We start from the raw sequence: 16,621 nt of genomic DNA, 5'->3' as shown, positions 1-16,621 counted from the left end.
ATGCGCGTTTTTCCGGATGGTGTATTAGATAAAAAGCTGATAAGTTCTTTGCAATACAAACAGTTAATGATGCGCGTTTTTACTGGTCTAATGAGGTAAACGCGCATGCGCACTAATAAAATGTTAGCTGCCAAGGGATTTAAAATGACACTTATACTTGCTGGTCATAGTTCAGGTGGATTTGAAGAGGGGATTTATTTTGCCGCAGACTCTCATATCACACAGAACAATCATGTCCTAGTGAAGGGCTTTAAAAAAGTAATTGAGATTCCAATTCGAGTTAAGGGGTTAAATTTCTGTGGTGAGTGGTTTAATGGTTATCTAGGCAATAGGTATGAAGGCGCTTGTAGTGTTGCGTTTGCAGGAAGCTCTTTAGTTGCTCAGCATTTGATCAACTCAATGAGGAATCATTTAACAGGATTATTTCCTACTTATTACAATGGTAGCTATCAAATAGTTATGTCATGTGAAGCTAATAAGCACTTAAGACAAACTAATTATGACGAATCTATGTTTTTAGATAGTCATTTAGACACAATTTTAACCGCCGAGTATGTATCTCAAGTAATCTGCCATTCTATTGAAGCGGTATTAAATAAAGCTAGAGAACATGGCTCTATGAGTAGGTTGTTTACAGCTTATCAGGCTGAGTTTATTTTAGGTGTTCAATGCCCTCAAACCAGAGAGTACTTTTTATATCAGTATGAAATTGTCCCTGACCAAGAGTTAGGAGCAAGGGTTGAAACCACTAAAGTTGATCAAAACGAACTAGCAGTAATTGGTGCAAAAAAATTTAAAGGCGGTGCACTTATAGAGTTAGCACAATGTAAAGGTGAAGAAAAAACCTCAGAGAGAATTTTTCGCTACCTTAATAGTGTCATTGAGAGTGAAACAAGTATTGGAAACAACGGAATAGGTAAACCAAGTGGTTTGTATAATTTACAAGGTAATATTCTGTCTAGAATTGGATTCGAGCGTTAAGCAGCTAACAAGCCAAGTCAATGGGACAATTTTAAGCTGGCTCCCGTCGCTTCGCTCCTATTTTTGCCAGCTTAAAAGTTGCCCCTGCTTGGGGCGTTATATAACAAGAGGCAGATTCAAGTGAGTAAAGCCCTGATCATCATTGGCTGTTTAGTTCTTTTATATGCTATCGCGGCCTTCGCGGTAGACTTCTTACCGGTTGAGACATTTCAATCATCGTCTGATGATACTTACTTAAAGGTCGTGTCTACGGCTGAGAATTCATTTGATTGGACGCAATTTAGGCTTCCCGCATTAGCAGTAGGGGCAATACTCGTTGCTATCGGCATGTTAGTCGGTGGTAAAAATTAGCATGTTATATAACAAGCGCAGTCACAAGCGGCCACTGCGTGGCCTGGACCTCAACCGCTGCGCGGGTTTCGGCCTGTGCTGCGAGCGTTAGGTATATGACGTGAGCTTCGAGAATTATTCAAATTTAAAGGTTCGTTATCATGTTTACGGAACCCTGTTTACTTGCTTAGCTATAGTGATTTCAAGCATACCAACGTATTACATTAGTAATTGGGTTGCCGATTTTTTAGGAGTGGACATGGACGCTCCCGGTACTCCAGGTGCAAGTTTGGACTCATTTGATTATTTACTCTTATCTATCATGTTCTTGGATTTTATTTTTAGTTTGTGTTTTGTAATTTATTTGATTTGCCTTTATAAAAAATGGTCTTTCAAGCAAGGAGTTAGCTTGTTAATTTTGGGTAAAAATATACCTAGTCATTGGTTTGACAAGCCGAATGATACCTAACAAGTTGCTTAATTTCGTTCCGACCACAAAAAGCCGTGGCCTCCACTGGACTGCCTACGCTGCGGCAGCCCATTAGCAAAGCGTTAGGCACTTAAATATGATGAAGAGTTTTAGATCGCGTCTTAGGCAATTGGTTTTTATTCCAATAATTGTCGCTGCATATCTATTGATTCTCCGGGGAACTATAGAATTTTTTCACCCTAAAGATGGCGGACTTCTTTATATTGTCGATTTTATTTTTGGTCGGGAAACAGCATTTTGGGCTGCTGCCTATGTTTCCTATCATTGTTATGGATTTTTAACTCAATCCATATGGGGGGATCCGATTATATTTTATTCCTTGCTTAGTACCGTATTTATATTTTCTGTCTTTTTAACTAAAACAAAAATTGGCAAAAATGCCTAACAAACGCCAGCACACCGCGCCTGCGGCCGCTGGACTCGCAACAAGTTGCTCGCCGTTAAGGCGCGCGTTATGTGTGAATGACTATGGATTGGCATCAAATGGAAGTATTCAACGGTATCGATCTCAATGATTCTTTCGTTTTAGATTGGAGCTATGAGAATAACAGCTTGTACTTTGAGCTGGAGGCCAGCATCTGGCCAGAGTCCAAATATTATGCTGAGCCAAAGCTAAATGAATATACGTGTTACCGAAAAGCAATACTTCAATTCGTTAATACAGTTTCCGTTATTGGTTTAAAACCCAAGTCAGCCGTAATGTCATCAACTGATTCAGATGGGTCAATTGATTATGGCAACATTGATACATTGCAGGTGGTCGATGGTGGATTTGAGCTTACAGGTGATTTTGGAAATATAAAAATATTTGGCGGGGAGCTTCGATTTGAAATTCACACATAACAAGCCGCGTCATTTGCAGCCTTCGGCTGCAGCGACGCTCACAAGTTCGCGCGCATGCACGGGGCGTTAACCCATAGAAATTTTTATCCGAAATTCACCTGATACAGTCGACGTTCTGACACGCTTTAATGTCCCAAAACGAGTTGCCTGAGTATGAGACTTTATTACTCTTCCACAATTGCACCTTTATCGGCCAAAGGATACACTGCGCCTCCGCGGCATAATGGCACACCTTGTGTACTGCCTTTTAAAACGAGTTTGATTGAGAATTGGTTGCTATGGCTCTTGCCCCACACGCTGTACATCGCTTATATGAATATCGCAAATCCATTTCAACTAAGCCTTTTGGCGCTCGCGGCAAAAAACTCATCCGTTGTCCTTTGTGTTTGTTAGGTGCGCAATTTTGTACTTGTTCGCTGCGCAGGCAGTTAACCACTCAGGCGAGCTTTCTGCTGATCATGTATAACGACGAGGTCATCAAGCCAACCAATAGTGGCCGCTTAATTGCGGATCTGATCCCTGATACCTATGCGTTTCTGTGGTCGCGTACCGAGCCAGCAGCTGAGATGCTAGCACTGTTAAGCAACGAGCATTATCAGCCGTTTTTAGTGTTTCCCGCCCAATATGCTAACCCAGGCCAAACCGTATTAAGCCAAGTACCCATGGCTACGCTGGCGAACGGTAAACGCCCTTTATTGATTATGCTCGATGGCAGTTGGCGAGAAGCCATTAAAATGTTTCGTAAGAGCGCTTATCTGCAAGATTTACCTATCTTGTCTTTTGATCCTAATACGTTAGCGACTTACGCACTACGTAAGGGCAGTCACGATTTTCAATTGGGGACGGCAGAAGTTGCTTCACTGGCATTGGCTGCGATGGGTGAAGAGGCAAATGGTAAAGCATTAACCACATGGTTCGATCTGTTTGTCGAGTCATCATTACTTGGGCGCAACCGTCGCTGCCGTGAAGATATTCTACCGATCAGCGAGTTTACCGATGCCTTTGAAGCGGCTTATCGCGCTGCGACGTTGGAGTTGTGATTTATAGAAAATCCCCTCGAGTGAGGGGATTGATGTGCTTTATCTGATGCTTTAGTCGATAAATTAAACGGCGACTTCTTTGCCATCGAGTTTACGGATCACCACAGTGGCCGCGCGAGGGCGAAGCACGACACCTGTAGGCGTGACTTCAGCAGCGTTGTTTGAATAAGGCCAGTTTCCCGGATGCTGGATGTTGGCAAATACCGAGGTATAATCAGGGCTTATAGCAAAACCTGTGACTTCACAATCGTTGGGACCTACAAAAAAGCGTTTTAACTCCATTTGGTTATTGCTCGTTAAACTCGCTTGCTTATTGGCACTATCAAGCAGCGTCGAAGGGACAATCGCCAGCATTTGATCGTTCGTTTCTTCGGCGACTTCTTCAGCACCATTATCGGTTTGTACCCATAAGATCCCGCGTTTATCAAAGGCAAGGCCATCTGGGCTGGCAAATTGGTTTAGATCCGTTAAGCCAGATAAATTAGTCTCGGCATTACCATCACTTGGCGAGCCAAAGACAAAAATATCCCAGGTAAATTCAGTCTCTTTCTCAGCTTCATCCCAACGAATAATATGTCCAAAGTTATTTTTCAATCTTGGATTTGCGGGGTTGGCTTCGGTACGTTTCGAGTTATTTGTCAGTGTTAAATAGGCTGAACCTGTGAAAGGATCGACTGCGCACCACTCTGGACGATCCATCGGCGTTGCCCCTAGTAAATCTGCTGCTCCAGCGGTATTAAGAATAATCTCAGCCAGACTTGCAAAGGTGTCACCTAAGGTTTTGCCATCAGTCGTTTGGCTAGCTAAGGTCAACGGTAGCCAAGCACCAACGCCATTTTCATTAAACTTAGCCGCATATAATGTGCCTTCGTTCATATATTTATCGCCAACTTCAAGGCGATTGCTGCTGTTGGCATCTTGTGGGTCCCAAGGTGCTGCCGACACGAATTTATAGAGGTACTCAAAACGCGCATCATGACCAGAATAAAATACCACGGGTTTACCTTCGCTCAACTTACCAAAAGTACAACCTTCGTGACGGAAACGCCCTAAGGCAGTGCGCTTAATTGCGCGGGATGTGGGATTGTATGGATCTATTTCGACGATATAACCATGGCCATTGGCTTCATTGCGATAATCGTCCTGCGCGCTCGTTTCCTTTGGGGTCACATCAAAGCGGCTAAATTCATCAAGGCGTTCTTCATCTTGGCCGGCAAGATCATCCCAGCCATAACGACTGGAGGTTTTACTGATCCCAATGCGAATTTGATCTGGAGTGAGAGAGCCACGGTTAACAAAATATTCAGGCCAATTTTCCTCACATGTGAGGTAAGTGCCCCAAGGGGTATAACCATTACCACAGTTATTTAAAGTACCACGAGCTTGGCTACCATCGGGGGAGTATCGGGTTTCAAGCAGTGAAGAATAAGCTAGAGGACCGGCGATATCCATTACTGTCGCGCCGGTAAAACGGCGATTATGGCGATCGTTATAAATTACTTCCCATTGATTATTCGTGAATTTGATTCTAACCACTGACACTCCATGGGCATTAATTTCCTTGCGAACTTCATCGACAATGGTTCGTAATCCCGTTGTTGCATCGACCGTTGGACCATTGGGATGTAGGGCTATTTCATCAATATATTCATGGTTAATACACAATAAACCATCATCACCAGCGTCATTCAATGGGAAAAAATGCATTCCGTCATGGTGCATACCGACAGCGTTGGCTTGGTCATCTGCGGTATTACTGCCATCCGCTTTCCAAGGTGCAGCTTTAGAATTTAATGGTGTCCCCCAAGGTGCAAGGACTTGGGCGGTATACCCCTCAGGTACGACTACAGCATCTAAACGTGCGCCTTTGACTGAGGTAAAATTAAGCTTAGCGCTACTTTTGCTAGGTGGTAATGGTGGCACGGGATCAACTGGGGTGGGGGAGGAGGAATTGTCAGAACCACATCCCGTCAATCCTATACCTGCAAAGGCGGTCATGGCCCCTAGACCTAATCCACTTTTGACAAAATTACGACGAGATAAATGTTTATCCAACACTTGGTTAAAAGGTTCGTTATTACTTTTATTATAGCGTGTAGGATCAAAGGTAGCCTTGCTCATATTTTACTCCAGCTAGTACGGATAATTAATTTCGTGACTTAGCCTAAAGTACTTATATGACACCAAAACGGCATTTATATTACAGGAATACTGCAATGACTAACCATAAACATTTGCAAGACTTAACTTAAAAATATCTTAAATACAGTATTGTGAATTATGGACTAATAAAATGGTTAATCTTCTTTCGGTTTTAGATAATGGCGCAATGAACGCGGATCCGTATGACCAGTTCGTGCCATGATATATAGTGTATCCTTATTGTTTTCATGTAGTTGTGTTACGCATCCGCTGCGTAAACTATGTGCGCCGTAGTATTGAGCGGGTAATCCTGCTTTTACGCAATATTGTTTGATAATTCGATAAATATCGTCTCCATTTAAGAATCCACTATTTCGGTTAAATGTGGTATTGGACTTGTTATTATCTTTCACTTGATAAGGTCTTAAGGTTTTTCCATCACGAGAGATAGAGCGAAATAAATGCCCATCATTAATCTGACTTTCATGTAACCATGCTTTTACTGCATGATAAGCGGCGAAAGGTTCAGAATCAGGTAAATTTTTCCATTCTCTTAATCCTTGCTGATTACTTTTAGAAAATGGCAGGCGTACTTTTAATTTATCCCGCATAAAACTTAAATATTGCACCTTCAAATTCGCCAACTCAGAACGGCGAAATCCTCCTTGTAAACCGAGTTGAATAATAGCCTTATCCCTTGAACGCAGCAGAGGATGAGGTTGTTGCTCAACCGCTTGGAGCAGTAACTCTACTTCATCGTACATTATCGGTTGTTGATCATAATCTTGCACTCGGCGATTGTGATTACGACTCAAACCGCGCATGACTCGGAGCACCAGCGGGTGCTCAGTGGGTGACGGAAAACCCGCTTGTATGTGATAGTAACGAATCGCGGCTAACCGAGTGGTTAAGGTTTGCTTAGAAAGCTGCATCCCAGTGTCGGCCATTAGCAATTCTTTTTGATGACCAATAAAAGAAATAACGCTTCTTGGATCAGTCGGTAATGATTGTAATCTGTGTTCTAAGCAATATTGTGCAAATAGACTGAAGCTCGTTTGGTATACACGGCGAGTATTGCTGGATATTTCAAATTCAGTTTCGGCTGCTGCATTATAAAAGTCATTATGCACAGATTGGGGAAGTGCACTTTCTTCAAAAAATGCATTATCAGCTTGTGTAAGTTTCTTTGTTAAATGAGTGTTTACCCCTACGGGTTGCTGATTAACATCTATTGGATAAAATCGATTCGTTTTTGACATTAGAGCGATTTTCACTGCCGATAAAACTGGCGCAATTATACGTAAATCTTTGCTATTACTACCAGTGATAATCGTCATTATCACTGGTAGTCGAGTTATATGAGGTTAAAATGCACAAATAGGTTATAAATAAAACAGTTTAGAGAGGGCTAGGGCAAAATAGAGTGAAATTTATTTTTATATGAAAATTCAACCATCATTTACTGTGATTCACATTATTGCTTAAATATTATTCCATAAATGGTGTTGAACTTAGTGTTGGCGATAAAACACTCTACTTGATATTTAATGCTTGCCATAAAGTAGTAAGGATTAATTAAAATATTTAAATATGGTTACACCATTTTATTGATGATTAATGTTGACTAAATTTAAGACAGAATGATTGTTTGTGCTGAGCTGGTTAAAATTTAGTCTTTTAAAAACATAATATTAGCCATGATTACCAAGATGAACCTCCGCCTTAACCGTACAGCTTTTAAGCGAGAAGAAGGTTATAGCAAAAACGATCGATAAAATGGTGTAACCATTCTTTTATTTTATGGTGTTTATCGATATCATGGGCTTATCCGTTAACAACAGGTTTTGCATAAATGACGACAGCCTATTTTTGGGAATATCATCAAGAAGCACCAACCTCGGGGCGAAAATTACGGTTATTGGATAAAGCAGAATTAGTATTTGCCTTACCGTTAATTTATCGTATGGTTCATCCAGATGTGGTAGGGGAAAAGGCAGGATGGTTTAACTTATTGATGCATTCACCTACAAGTTATACTGAGTTAATCGCTAACATAAATATACTGGTTCAATTACGTAAGAAAAATCAAACCGTAGATGTTCAATTACAGCAAGTGAATCGAATGCTGAATCAATATTTTAGTGATTTAGGATGGCGCATGGTTCGCAAAGAACTTTCCCAGATAAAAAAGCGTCAGAAAAAGTCCCACATCGAAGTTAGCAAGGATATTATCTTACGCTTAAAGCGTTATATGGAACTTGAGCGTTTAGATAGTTTTGATCAAGCACTTGATACGTTATTATCAGAACATGCCGCTACTGTTTCTGCCGCAAATGAAGAAGAAACCTTTTAAATAATGTTCATATCAACCAACGGCTATGTTTACCATCTTCAATACGTGACTTTTTGGTTTAGTGACGTAAACTAAACTGAAGTTAACGATGACGCTGGCGTTAATCGCACAACGTTGGACAATGCTTCTAGCAGAAGTTTGTGACATAGGGAAATAATATGCCAAAAAAGCTATCAGTACTTTGCCGAGTTGAACCTGGTTGTCTCGGGCCCGATGGCCGCGAACATATTGAAGCTTTTTGTACCTTAGCACAGCAGGCCATGAAGCATTTTGCTGTTGATTTAGTGACGTGGACCTTAGTGCCTCGTTACGATAAAACCATGCCAGAAATGGAATACACGGTTGATCATAAAAATTTGTCACGTTCTCAAGTTTCCCAATACTTCAATACATTAGGTCAAGATCTCGATACATTTGAAGAGGTCTTTAACGATAAGCTCACCGCATTTATCAATTTATATTTAGCCAGAAAGTCATAGCGACAAGGTCTAATCGTTCTCAGCATTTCTTCAGTCGCAGACCCTGTCTATATGATAGGGTACAAGGATTTTTCAATGTCTTATTCAGCACCTCAGCCCGATGATGTATCAACCTTGATACCACTATTACAGCAACAATTTGGCTTTGCAGGATTTAGACAGGGTCAAGGTGAGGTTATCTCTCAGCTATTAGCTGGCCAGTCGAGCCTGGCGATTTTTCCTACTGGCTCAGGAAAATCGCTCTGCTATCAATTTACCGCGCTACAACTTCCCCATTTAACCTTAGTGGTTTCGCCATTGTTGGCTTTGATTAAAGATCAATTAAGTTTTTTACAACAGAAGGGCATTAAAGCGGCGAGTATTGATTCGACCTTAACACCAGAAATGACTCAACAGGTGATGCGTGAGGCTCGCTCAGGCGAGTTAAAATTGCTAATGGTTTCGGTGGAGCGATTTAAAAATGAGCGATTTAGGCAATTTATTCAATCAATTCCGATTTCTATGCTAGTTGTTGATGAAGCGCACTGTATCTCAGAATGGGGACATAACTTTCGCCCCGATTATTTAAAACTCCCCGATTATCGCCGCGAATTAGCGATTCCATTGGTGCTGTTACTCACGGCCACTGCAACACGTAAAGTAAAGCTTGATATGGCGGCGCGTTTTGATATTAAGCCACAACACATTGTTCAAACAGGCTTTTATCGTGCTAATCTCGACTTGACAGTACTACCTGTAGCAAGTCAGCACAAGCTGGCCGCACTACAACAGCAGTTACAACATGTTATCGGTGCAGGAATTGTCTATGTGACTTTGCAGCATACGGCAGAGGAGGTGGCCGCTGAACTTTGCCGTATGGGATTTGAAGCAAGCGCCTATCATGCTGGGTTTGAGGATGAGAAACGCCAGCAAATTCAGCAGGACTTTATGCAGGGCAATATCAACATCGTTGTTGCGACCATCGCCTTTGGAATGGGGATTGATAAAAGCAATATTCGTTTTGTGATCCACTATGACTTACCAAAATCTATTGAAAATTACTGCCAAGAAATTGGCCGCGCAGGGCGTGATGGACAACTTTCCCATTGCGTCACTTTAGCCAATTTGGATGGGATCAACACTGTCGAAAACTTTGTTTATGGCGATACGCCTGAACTGGCAAGTATTAAGGCTGTAATTAATAACATTCGCGAAGAAACCCACAATGGACGTTGGGAACTGCAACTTCATCAACTGTCAACTGTGAGTAATATTAGACAACTCCCTCTGAAAACGTTACTCGTGCAGCTTGAAATGCAAGGCATCATCAAACCACTTTATGCCTATTACGCCGATATTCGTTACCGTTTTATTGTGCCGCAAGAGCAATTTTTGCATCAGTTTTCACCCGAACGGCAGGCATTTTTAACTGATATTTTCGCCCACACCCAAATGAAGCGCATTTGGGGCAGTTTGGATTTTTCTTCACTGTATCAGGCTACGGGGGCTGAACGAACTCGAGTAATGGCTGCGTTAGAATATCTTGCTAGTCAGCAACTCATTGAATTAGAAACAAAGCAAGTCACCGATGTCTATCAAGTCGATGAACAAGGCTTAGTACAGGAAAACCGAGCAGAGCAGCTCTATCAATACTTTGCTGATAAAGAAGTAAAAGAAATTGCTCGCATTGCACAGTTAGTACGATTTTTTGAGCTAACAAGTTGCTTAAATTACAATTTAGCTCGCTATTTTGACGATAATGCAGCACCTCAATCCTGTGGTCATTGCAGTGTTTGTCGTGGCCGAGTGGCTAAATTGACCTATTCTGAAGAGCCAATATGGCCTGATGATACGCAAATTTGTGCCGATTTAAATGAGTTAAAACTCGCAGCAGAAGCCAAAGGCTTAGCACCTTTGTCCTTAGATACCCAATGCCAGTTTTTAGCAGGCCTGACTCAACCTATCTTGACTCGTTTGCAAGCTCGCAAACTCCAAGGCTTCGGACGTTTGGAAAAATGTAGATACGCCGATATCAAGCAAAAGCTTGAAAAAGCGGGTACTTAAGGGGTAATGATTGAAGGCATATATGCTATATGCCTTTCGTCATCAGATGCATTTAGCGGGTTTAGGTAATCCTGCGATTTTTGTCGCCTGTTTAGCCGGGCCAACGGGAAACAGCGTATAGAGGTATTTGGAATTGCCTTTATCTGGGCCTAAGGTTTGGCCAATGGCTTTAACTAACACCCTAATCGCAGGGCTGGTTTTATATTCCAGATAAAAATCCCGAACAAAATTGACCACTTCCCAGTGAGCACTGGTCAGTTCAATTTGTTCTTCATGAGCGAGCAGCTGCGCCATATCCGGGTGCCAGTCGGCGATATTCTTCAAATAGCCTTGATGGTCGCGTTCAATTTCGACGCCGTTAAATATAAGCGGATTTACCACGTGATCACCTTATCGTGCTGTAGAGCTTGAGTGACAAACTCGTTGTAATCAATTTGACTAATGTTATTAAGACGTTCCGTTAAGCCGCGGGCGATAACATCGTCTTTCAGCACCATTACCTTAAAGGGTGATAGCGCCATGGCCCATTGGCGCAGTAATAATGCATTTACGCCATCACTCGAGAGTAAAATCGCATCCTCTTTGCAAGCATAACGCAGGCAAAGTTTGAGGGCATTGTCTCGGCTGGGCGAGGTTTGAATATGATGTAAAATCATTAGAATACTAAGACCTCATCGACAGCTTTTAAGTGAGCTGAAATCGCTTCATCGTTTAAGATTGTCACCGGAATCGACAGCAAACCATGGCTTAAGCCGTAGTCACCTAAAGATTGTTTGCAGGCGAACACCGATTCGATGTCGTACAGCGGGAGCGCTTTTAACGCCGCGAGGTAATCTTTACCACCGATAAGTTCGGGTTGTTGGTCTTTAAGCAGATGAAGCACGCCTTCATCGACAAACACTAAACTCACTTCTTGCTCAAAACTGGCGCTTAACAGGGCAAAGTCTAAGGCCTCGCGGCCTTTAGTGGTGCCATGGGGCGCGCTTCGGAACAATATACAGATTTTTTTCATAACATTTCCGAAGCTTAAAAGCAGATCAAACGATCGGCTGATTCAATTCCCGTGACCAGTTCACCCAGTCCACCCATAATAAAAGAACGTTCCACATTCCAGTGGCTTAGCCCGTTCTCTTGTGCCTCTTGCTGCGAGACTATGCCGCGCCGTAATGCCGCAGAAACACAGTTAACTAACGAGACTTGATGCTCGGCAGCCAGTTGTTTCCAGCCTTTAACCACATCATATTCATCGGATGCGGGTAAGTTAAAGTCCGTGGAGTTATACACGCCATCCTGATAGAAAAACACGCAGACAATCTCATGTCCGCTTTGCAGGGAGGCTTGGGTGAAACGTAGGGCATTCACACTTGCCGACGTGCCATAGGCTGGCCCGTTTACTTGGATAATAAATTTGCTCATCATAAAAAAAATGGCCCTAAAAGTAGGGCCATTTTAGCGTAAGTTTCCCGAAAAGGGGATTAATCATCGTTACCAATGCCAAGCAAATGCAAAATGGCAATAAACAGGTTTAAAAAGTCCAGATACAAGGAGATAGTGGCGCGGATATAGTTAGTCTCGCCACCATTTACGATACGGCTAGTATCGAACAGGATAAAGCCGGTCATTAACAGCGCAAGACCTGCGTTAATCGCCATAAAGGCCACACTATTACCCACGAAAATGTTAATCAGCGCAGCGGCGATCACCACAATCAATCCTGCGAACAAGAACCCACGTAGGAAAGAGAAATCTTTCTTCGTCGTTACCGCGTAGGCAGAGAGCGCAATAAAGATAACTGATGTTAAACCAAGAGCTTGCATGATAAGCTCAGAGCCATTCGTCATACCAGCATAGTGGTTAAGCATGTAACCTAATGAGGCGCCTTCCATACCAGTAAAGGCAAAAACCCAGAAGATGCCTGCCGCTGAATCGGCTTTTCGTAAGGTTACAAATAGCAGTACTAAACCGCCGATAGATAAACCGAGTGACATCAGAGGGCTGATGTTGAGCGCCATCGCTAAGCCTGCACACAATGCAGAAAAGGCGAGGGTCATGGCCAGTAACAGATAAGTGTTTTTAAGAAGTTTATTCACTTCTAAGGTGGATGCACTCGTTGAGTACAGGGTTTGCTGAGTCATATCTTTCTCCATTAGCTTTTGAATCCAAACTGATCATTTTGATTTTTAACGGGCACGAGAGTTCCCATTAATCTCGCAAATCCAGTAATCCTGTTTGCATAGTAACTAAAACAGCGCTTGGCTTAAAGGATTCACGCCACAAATAACAAGTTGTAAAGGCTGATTTTTCTGTGTTGTCTGATGATTCAGCCGTATTTCGTTACAACAGTGCAACACAAAGACTTTAAAACAAGCTTAATCCTGTGATCATACGGCAATATTACGCCAGCCATTCACGGTGTAATTTATCGGTATCGCCTAAATAATCTAGCACCCAGGCCAGGGCGGGCGACATCTTATCGGCGTTCCAAGCCAGACAGCAGGGGCTAGTCAGCTTAGGATTTTCAAGCTGTTTTTCGACCAAGGCGCCAGCTTTGATAAAGACGCTGGCCAAATGAACTGGCATATAGCCAATGCCGAGGCCCTCTCTAAAACAGTTAATCGCGCGGATCCAATCCGGCACCACGAGTCTGCGCTGATTCTCCAATAACCAGGTCATGCGTTTCGGAATTTCCCGCGAGGTATCTTCCAAACAGATGGAGGGGAAGGGGCGTAATTCATCGTCGGTTAAAGGTCGGTCAATATTGGCTAAGGGATGGTTTTTGCTCACCAAAAACGCCCATTGAATATCGCCCATGTCTTTATATTGGTATACGCCACCTACGGGAATGGCGGTGGTTGCACCAATGGCGATATCACTTCGACCGGTCGCAAGCGCCTCCCACACCCCGTTAAAGACCTCTATGCGGATGATAAGCTCAATATCGTGGAAATGACGGTAAAAGTCGGCGATTAATACGCTAATTCTGTCGGCGCGGACTATGTTATCTAAGGCGATAGACAGTGTGGGTTGCCAACCATTTGCCACACGTTGAGTGCCACGTTTCATCTCATCCATTTGAGTCAGCAAGTTTCTGGCTTGCTTAACAAAATGCTCTCCCGCAGGGGTTAAGGTCACGCTGCGGTGGTGGCGCTCAAATAACACAACACCGAGTTCTTCTTCGATTTGCTTAACGGCATAACTGACCGCTGAAGGGACCTTGTGCAGTCGATTGGCTGCCGCCGTAAAACTCCCCACCCGGGCCACGATATCAATGAGTTCTAACGCTTGTTCCGAGAGCATAGCTGACATCCATTGTGATGAAAATAATTGATAGCATCTGTCAAAAATAAACGTTTCCAATCAAATTAACAAGTATTTAGACTGCACACCTTAAGTCTTTTGACATGATTATTTTATGAAAACATCTAGTAATATCTTTGTAAATATGAAGTTTTTTATATTCTTATTCTATTTGGCCTTGTTAAGCATGTTAGGCTTTATTGCCACAGACATGTATTTACCTGCTTTCAAAGCAATTGAAAGTTCGTTCAATTCTTCACCTTCACAAGTGGCGATGTCGCTCACCTGTTTCTTGGCTGGTTTAGCCTTAGGGCAGCTGATTTATGGCCCTTTGGTCAGTAAACTCGGCAAACGTTATGCCCTGATCCTCGGCCTTGGCATTTTTGCCGCGTCCAGTGTTGCAATTGCCAATAGCGACTCGATACTGATGTTGAACATCGCTCGATTCTTCCAAGCCATTGGCGCCTGTAGTGCTGGCGTTATTTGGCAAGCGATTGTGGTCGAACAGTATGATGCCGAAAAAGCTCAGGGGATCTTCAGCAATATTATGCCGTTAGTAGCATTGTCACCCGCATTAGCACCAATCCTTGGTGCTTATATTCTGAACGATTTTGGATGGCGTGCAATCTTTATCTCATTGTGTGTGATTGCCTTTTTATTGGTGCTGATGACCTTATACTTCGTGCCGAGCCATGCAGCGCATCAGGATGCTAAGCCAAGCGCAGTTTCCTACAAGCAGATTTTGAAAAATACCCGTTATTTAGGTAACGTAGTGATTTTTGGTGCGTGTTCAGGTGCGTTCTTTGCCTACTTGACGGTATGGCCGATTGTGATGGAGCAGCATGGCTATCAAGCAACCGAGATTGGCCTTAGCTTTATTCCGCAAACCATCATGTTTATTGTGGGCGGATACGCGAGTAAGTTATTGATAAAACGTATTGGTGCCGACCGTACACTCAACGTATTACTGGCAATGTTTGGACTCTGTGTTATCTCAATTGTATTTTTCACCTTATTAATGAAGATGGAAACTATTTTCCCACTGCTGATTTCGTTCTCGATACTTGCAGCGGCGAACGGGGCGATTTATCCCATCGTCGTGAACAGCGCCTTGCAACAATTTACCCAAAATGCGGCTAAAGCGGCAGGATTACAGAACTTTTTGCAAATCACTATCGCCTTTGGCGCCTCAAGCTTAGTCGCGCTCTGGGCAAGCTCAGGAGAAGTTGCCATAGGTTGGGCCATTTTGAGCTGTTCATTAGTGGTGATCTTGGGTTACCTGTTAAAAACCGAACAAACATGGGCCGATTTTGCCAAACACTTTACTGCGCCGGATCCAGCTCGCCTTGGGATCAATGTGGATAAGAAGCAAAATCAAGCAGATTGAATGTAATACGAGCAGTTAGCGCAAAATTATCAGTTAGTGCTTTACAGTCAGTAAACTAACTTATATTATGCGCATCGTTCGGAGGGGTGGCAGAGTGGTTTAATGCACCGGTCTTGAAAACCGGCGTGGGTTTATAGCCCACCCAGGGTTCAAATCCCTGCTCCTCCGCCATATTTCACGGAAAAGCCATCAGCAATGATGGCTTTTTTGTTTTTGGAATTTCGAAAGTTGAACCCCAGGGTTCCTAATTCTAAGCGCAGCTCCTCCGCGAGATCCCACGGAAAATCCATCAACAATGATGGATTTTTTTATTTATGGAATTTGACGCGGCCTTTTTCTTTCGCAATAGATTTAATTTCCCATTAGCCTAGTTGTTCAAATAGCAAACCTGCTTAGGTTAAATAAGGCTAGGTTAAGTAAGGCTAAGTGAGCTTATGCCTGATAAGACTTAGCGCAAAAGCTTCATAGGCAGGAACCGTTTGATTCCCCACCCATGTACTGTAGATGCAGGCGGGGTCACTCAATATGAGTCCAAGAGCATCAACATAGTCAGGGCCGTTGACCACAAAGAACTGCTTTTTGTAGGGCAACAACACCATCTGTGGTGACTGCTGTAAAAAAGCCAGTGCCTCATCAAAACCGCTGAACCAGTGATTGAGCAAGGTATCGCAGCGCCTGCTATGGAATAGGGTACCTAAGTCTTCACCGATGTGTGCTTGCCCAGATAACACTCTTTGACAGTGATTAAAATCAGTAAAACCGATTTCACGAGCCAATAGGCTTTGGCAATGCTTAAGCTGAATATCCTGCTGCGTAAAACCTTGCTTATTCATCAAGGGGGCGAATTTATCCAGCGCCATTGAATCACCAGCGTGGCAGGCTTTAAGGCGCTTTTTAGCGTGGATTTTGACTTCGGTTAAGGCGCGTGGTGCTGGGGTAATTTGTTGTATCACAAACAATTCTCCTAAGTTTTATTGGCATCTCCGCTAAGCCAAACCTAATCAATTGTTGTGTCATACATGTGATGCTTACATCGAGATATGAGTCAGAGTGATGTCATCTTCTGCGGATAGGTGTCTCTGCAACCTGGCGCCATTATTCGACTTCTTACCGTTTGAGTCAAGCTAAGCGCAGCTTAGTTTTCCACACTCTTCCTCACCTAATCGTTACATGCTCAGCCTTAATGTTAAAAATTTTATCACCCAACAACTAAAATCATATTGTATTACTATTAAC

General features: G+C 42.9%; 19 protein-coding genes and 1 tRNA gene. 11 read left to right on the top strand and 9 right to left on the bottom strand.

Annotated features, from left to right (window positions below):
- Positions 1–105 precede the first annotated feature (105 nt).
- From MMG82_RS20245 to MMG82_RS20220, 6 genes are all read left to right on the top strand, one after another.
- Positions 106–981, top strand: a complete 876-nt coding sequence (locus tag MMG82_RS20245; protein ID WP_069454973.1) for a hypothetical protein — start codon at positions 106–108, stop codon at positions 979–981.
- Between the two features lie 120 nt (positions 982–1,101).
- Positions 1,102–1,332 carry a hypothetical protein gene (locus tag MMG82_RS20240; RefSeq protein ID WP_047537040.1) on the top strand — a complete coding sequence of 77 codons (231 nt, stop codon included), beginning with the start codon at positions 1,102–1,104 and terminating at the stop codon, positions 1,330–1,332.
- Between the two features lie 238 nt (positions 1,333–1,570).
- On the top strand, positions 1,571–1,780 hold the full coding sequence (locus tag MMG82_RS20235; protein WP_047537043.1) for a hypothetical protein: 210 nt from the start codon (positions 1,571–1,573) through the stop codon (positions 1,778–1,780).
- Positions 1,781–1,877: 97 nt separating this feature from the next.
- A complete protein-coding gene (locus tag MMG82_RS20230) occupies positions 1,878–2,186 on the top strand; it encodes a hypothetical protein (protein WP_069454971.1) in 309 nt (102 codons plus the stop codon).
- An 83-nt stretch (positions 2,187–2,269) separates the two neighbouring features.
- Positions 2,270–2,644 carry a hypothetical protein gene (locus tag MMG82_RS20225; protein WP_139122658.1) on the top strand — a complete coding sequence of 125 codons (375 nt, stop codon included), beginning with the start codon at positions 2,270–2,272 and terminating at the stop codon, positions 2,642–2,644.
- A 278-nt stretch (positions 2,645–2,922) separates the two neighbouring features.
- Positions 2,923–3,684, top strand: a complete 762-nt coding sequence (locus MMG82_RS20220) for a DTW domain-containing protein (RefSeq protein ID WP_047537049.1) — start codon at positions 2,923–2,925, stop codon at positions 3,682–3,684.
- A gap of 63 nt (positions 3,685–3,747) precedes the next feature.
- Here the strand turns inward: MMG82_RS20220 and MMG82_RS20215 are convergent, their stop codons facing one another.
- Positions 3,748–5,805, bottom strand: a complete 2,058-nt coding sequence (locus MMG82_RS20215) for a PhoX family phosphatase (protein ID WP_047537052.1) — start codon at positions 5,803–5,805, stop codon at positions 3,748–3,750.
- Positions 5,806–5,981: 176 nt separating this feature from the next.
- Positions 5,982–7,085 (bottom strand): tyrosine-type recombinase/integrase, encoded by a 1,104-nt coding sequence (locus tag MMG82_RS20210; RefSeq protein WP_052184068.1) that lies wholly within the window; start codon positions 7,083–7,085, stop codon positions 5,982–5,984.
- Positions 7,086–7,678: 593 nt separating this feature from the next.
- Between MMG82_RS20210 and MMG82_RS20205 the strand changes: the two genes are divergently transcribed.
- From MMG82_RS20205 to MMG82_RS20195, 3 genes are all read left to right on the top strand, one after another.
- The gene (locus MMG82_RS20205; protein ID WP_037428080.1) at positions 7,679–8,179 is read left to right on the top strand and encodes a hypothetical protein; all 501 of its coding nucleotides are present in this window, start codon (positions 7,679–7,681) and stop codon (positions 8,177–8,179) included.
- Between the two features lie 158 nt (positions 8,180–8,337).
- On the top strand, positions 8,338–8,658 hold the full coding sequence (locus tag MMG82_RS20200; protein ID WP_037418945.1) for a hypothetical protein: 321 nt from the start codon (positions 8,338–8,340) through the stop codon (positions 8,656–8,658).
- 75 nt (positions 8,659–8,733) lie between these two features.
- Positions 8,734–10,701, top strand: coding sequence for a RecQ family ATP-dependent DNA helicase (locus tag MMG82_RS20195; protein ID WP_047537054.1), 1,968 nt, complete (start codon positions 8,734–8,736; stop codon positions 10,699–10,701).
- A 42-nt stretch (positions 10,702–10,743) separates the two neighbouring features.
- Here MMG82_RS20195 and MMG82_RS20190 read toward each other — a convergent pair whose 3' ends face one another.
- The 6 genes from MMG82_RS20190 to punR all read right to left on the bottom strand — a co-directional run bounded on the left by MMG82_RS20190 (position 10,744) and on the right by punR (position 13,998).
- Positions 10,744–11,082: a TusE/DsrC/DsvC family sulfur relay protein gene (locus MMG82_RS20190; RefSeq protein WP_047537057.1), complete on the bottom strand. Its 339-nt coding sequence runs from the start codon at positions 11,080–11,082 to the stop codon at positions 10,744–10,746.
- Entirely contained in the window at positions 11,076–11,357 is a 282-nt protein-coding gene (gene tusB / locus MMG82_RS20185; protein ID WP_037418953.1) for a sulfurtransferase complex subunit TusB, read from the bottom strand. The genes MMG82_RS20190 and tusB overlap by 7 nt, the downstream gene beginning before the upstream one ends.
- Positions 11,357–11,713, bottom strand: coding sequence for a sulfurtransferase complex subunit TusC (gene tusC / locus MMG82_RS20180; RefSeq protein WP_011622737.1), 357 nt, complete (start codon positions 11,711–11,713; stop codon positions 11,357–11,359). The genes tusB and tusC overlap by 1 nt, the downstream gene beginning before the upstream one ends.
- A 14-nt stretch (positions 11,714–11,727) precedes the next feature.
- Positions 11,728–12,117 carry a sulfurtransferase complex subunit TusD gene (tusD, locus tag MMG82_RS20175; RefSeq protein ID WP_047540451.1) on the bottom strand — a complete coding sequence of 130 codons (390 nt, stop codon included), beginning with the start codon at positions 12,115–12,117 and terminating at the stop codon, positions 11,728–11,730.
- Positions 12,118–12,176: 59 nt separating this feature from the next.
- Positions 12,177–12,836: a Bax inhibitor-1/YccA family protein gene (locus tag MMG82_RS20170; RefSeq protein ID WP_037418955.1), complete on the bottom strand. Its 660-nt coding sequence runs from the start codon at positions 12,834–12,836 to the stop codon at positions 12,177–12,179.
- A 259-nt stretch (positions 12,837–13,095) separates the two neighbouring features.
- Positions 13,096–13,998 carry a DNA-binding transcriptional activator PunR gene (gene punR, locus MMG82_RS20165; protein WP_037418958.1) on the bottom strand — a complete coding sequence of 301 codons (903 nt, stop codon included), beginning with the start codon at positions 13,996–13,998 and terminating at the stop codon, positions 13,096–13,098.
- A 115-nt stretch (positions 13,999–14,113) separates the two neighbouring features.
- On the opposite strand from punR, the gene punC reads away from it, so the two are divergent.
- Together punC and MMG82_RS20155 are read left to right on the top strand one after the other, a co-directional pair.
- On the top strand, positions 14,114–15,385 hold the full coding sequence (gene punC / locus MMG82_RS20160; protein ID WP_037418960.1) for a purine nucleoside transporter PunC: 1,272 nt from the start codon (positions 14,114–14,116) through the stop codon (positions 15,383–15,385).
- Between the two features lie 80 nt (positions 15,386–15,465).
- Positions 15,466–15,556, top strand: a tRNA-Ser gene (locus MMG82_RS20155).
- A 251-nt stretch (positions 15,557–15,807) separates the two neighbouring features.
- On the opposite strand, the gene MMG82_RS20150 is transcribed toward MMG82_RS20155, so the two are convergent.
- Positions 15,808–16,338, bottom strand: coding sequence for a hypothetical protein (locus tag MMG82_RS20150; RefSeq protein WP_241407335.1), 531 nt, complete (start codon positions 16,336–16,338; stop codon positions 15,808–15,810).
- Positions 16,339–16,621: the final 283 nt, after the last annotated feature.

This window comes from Shewanella sp. MM_2022_3, assembly GCF_022557375.1.
In the GTDB taxonomy this organism is placed as follows: domain Bacteria; phylum Pseudomonadota; class Gammaproteobacteria; order Enterobacterales; family Shewanellaceae; genus Shewanella; species Shewanella xiamenensis.
This window is presented reverse-complemented; position numbering and strand designations above follow the sequence as displayed.

What these genes read in the sequence shown, in the direction of transcription:
- MMG82_RS20205 (WP_037428080.1), top strand. Translation starts at nt 7,679, where the DNA reads ATGACGACAGCCTATTTTTGGGAATATCATCAAGAAGCACCAACCTCG.
- MMG82_RS20170 (WP_037418955.1), bottom strand. Translation starts at nt 12,836, where the DNA reads ATGACTCAGCAAACCCTGTACTCAACGAGTGCATCCACCTTAGAAGTG.
- tusD (WP_047540451.1), bottom strand. Translation starts at nt 12,117, where the DNA reads ATGAGCAAATTTATTATCCAAGTAAACGGGCCAGCCTATGGCACGTCG.
- MMG82_RS20230 (WP_069454971.1), top strand. Translation starts at nt 1,878, where the DNA reads ATGATGAAGAGTTTTAGATCGCGTCTTAGGCAATTGGTTTTTATTCCA.
- MMG82_RS20215 (WP_047537052.1), bottom strand. Translation starts at nt 5,805, where the DNA reads ATGAGCAAGGCTACCTTTGATCCTACACGCTATAATAAAAGTAATAAC.
- tusC (WP_011622737.1), bottom strand. Translation starts at nt 11,713, where the DNA reads ATGAAAAAAATCTGTATATTGTTCCGAAGCGCGCCCCATGGCACCACT.
- tusB (WP_037418953.1), bottom strand. Translation starts at nt 11,357, where the DNA reads ATGATTTTACATCATATTCAAACCTCGCCCAGCCGAGACAATGCCCTC.
- punR (WP_037418958.1), bottom strand. Translation starts at nt 13,998, where the DNA reads ATGCTCTCGGAACAAGCGTTAGAACTCATTGATATCGTGGCCCGGGTG.
- MMG82_RS20225 (WP_139122658.1), top strand. Translation starts at nt 2,270, where the DNA reads ATGGATTGGCATCAAATGGAAGTATTCAACGGTATCGATCTCAATGAT.
- MMG82_RS20200 (WP_037418945.1), top strand. Translation starts at nt 8,338, where the DNA reads ATGCCAAAAAAGCTATCAGTACTTTGCCGAGTTGAACCTGGTTGTCTC.
- MMG82_RS20235 (WP_047537043.1), top strand. Translation starts at nt 1,571, where the DNA reads ATGGACGCTCCCGGTACTCCAGGTGCAAGTTTGGACTCATTTGATTAT.
- MMG82_RS20195 (WP_047537054.1), top strand. Translation starts at nt 8,734, where the DNA reads ATGTCTTATTCAGCACCTCAGCCCGATGATGTATCAACCTTGATACCA.
- MMG82_RS20220 (WP_047537049.1), top strand. Translation starts at nt 2,923, where the DNA reads ATGGCTCTTGCCCCACACGCTGTACATCGCTTATATGAATATCGCAAA.
- MMG82_RS20210 (WP_052184068.1), bottom strand. Translation starts at nt 7,085, where the DNA reads ATGTCAAAAACGAATCGATTTTATCCAATAGATGTTAATCAGCAACCC.
- punC (WP_037418960.1), top strand. Translation starts at nt 14,114, where the DNA reads ATGAAAACATCTAGTAATATCTTTGTAAATATGAAGTTTTTTATATTC.
- MMG82_RS20245 (WP_069454973.1), top strand. Translation starts at nt 106, where the DNA reads ATGCGCACTAATAAAATGTTAGCTGCCAAGGGATTTAAAATGACACTT.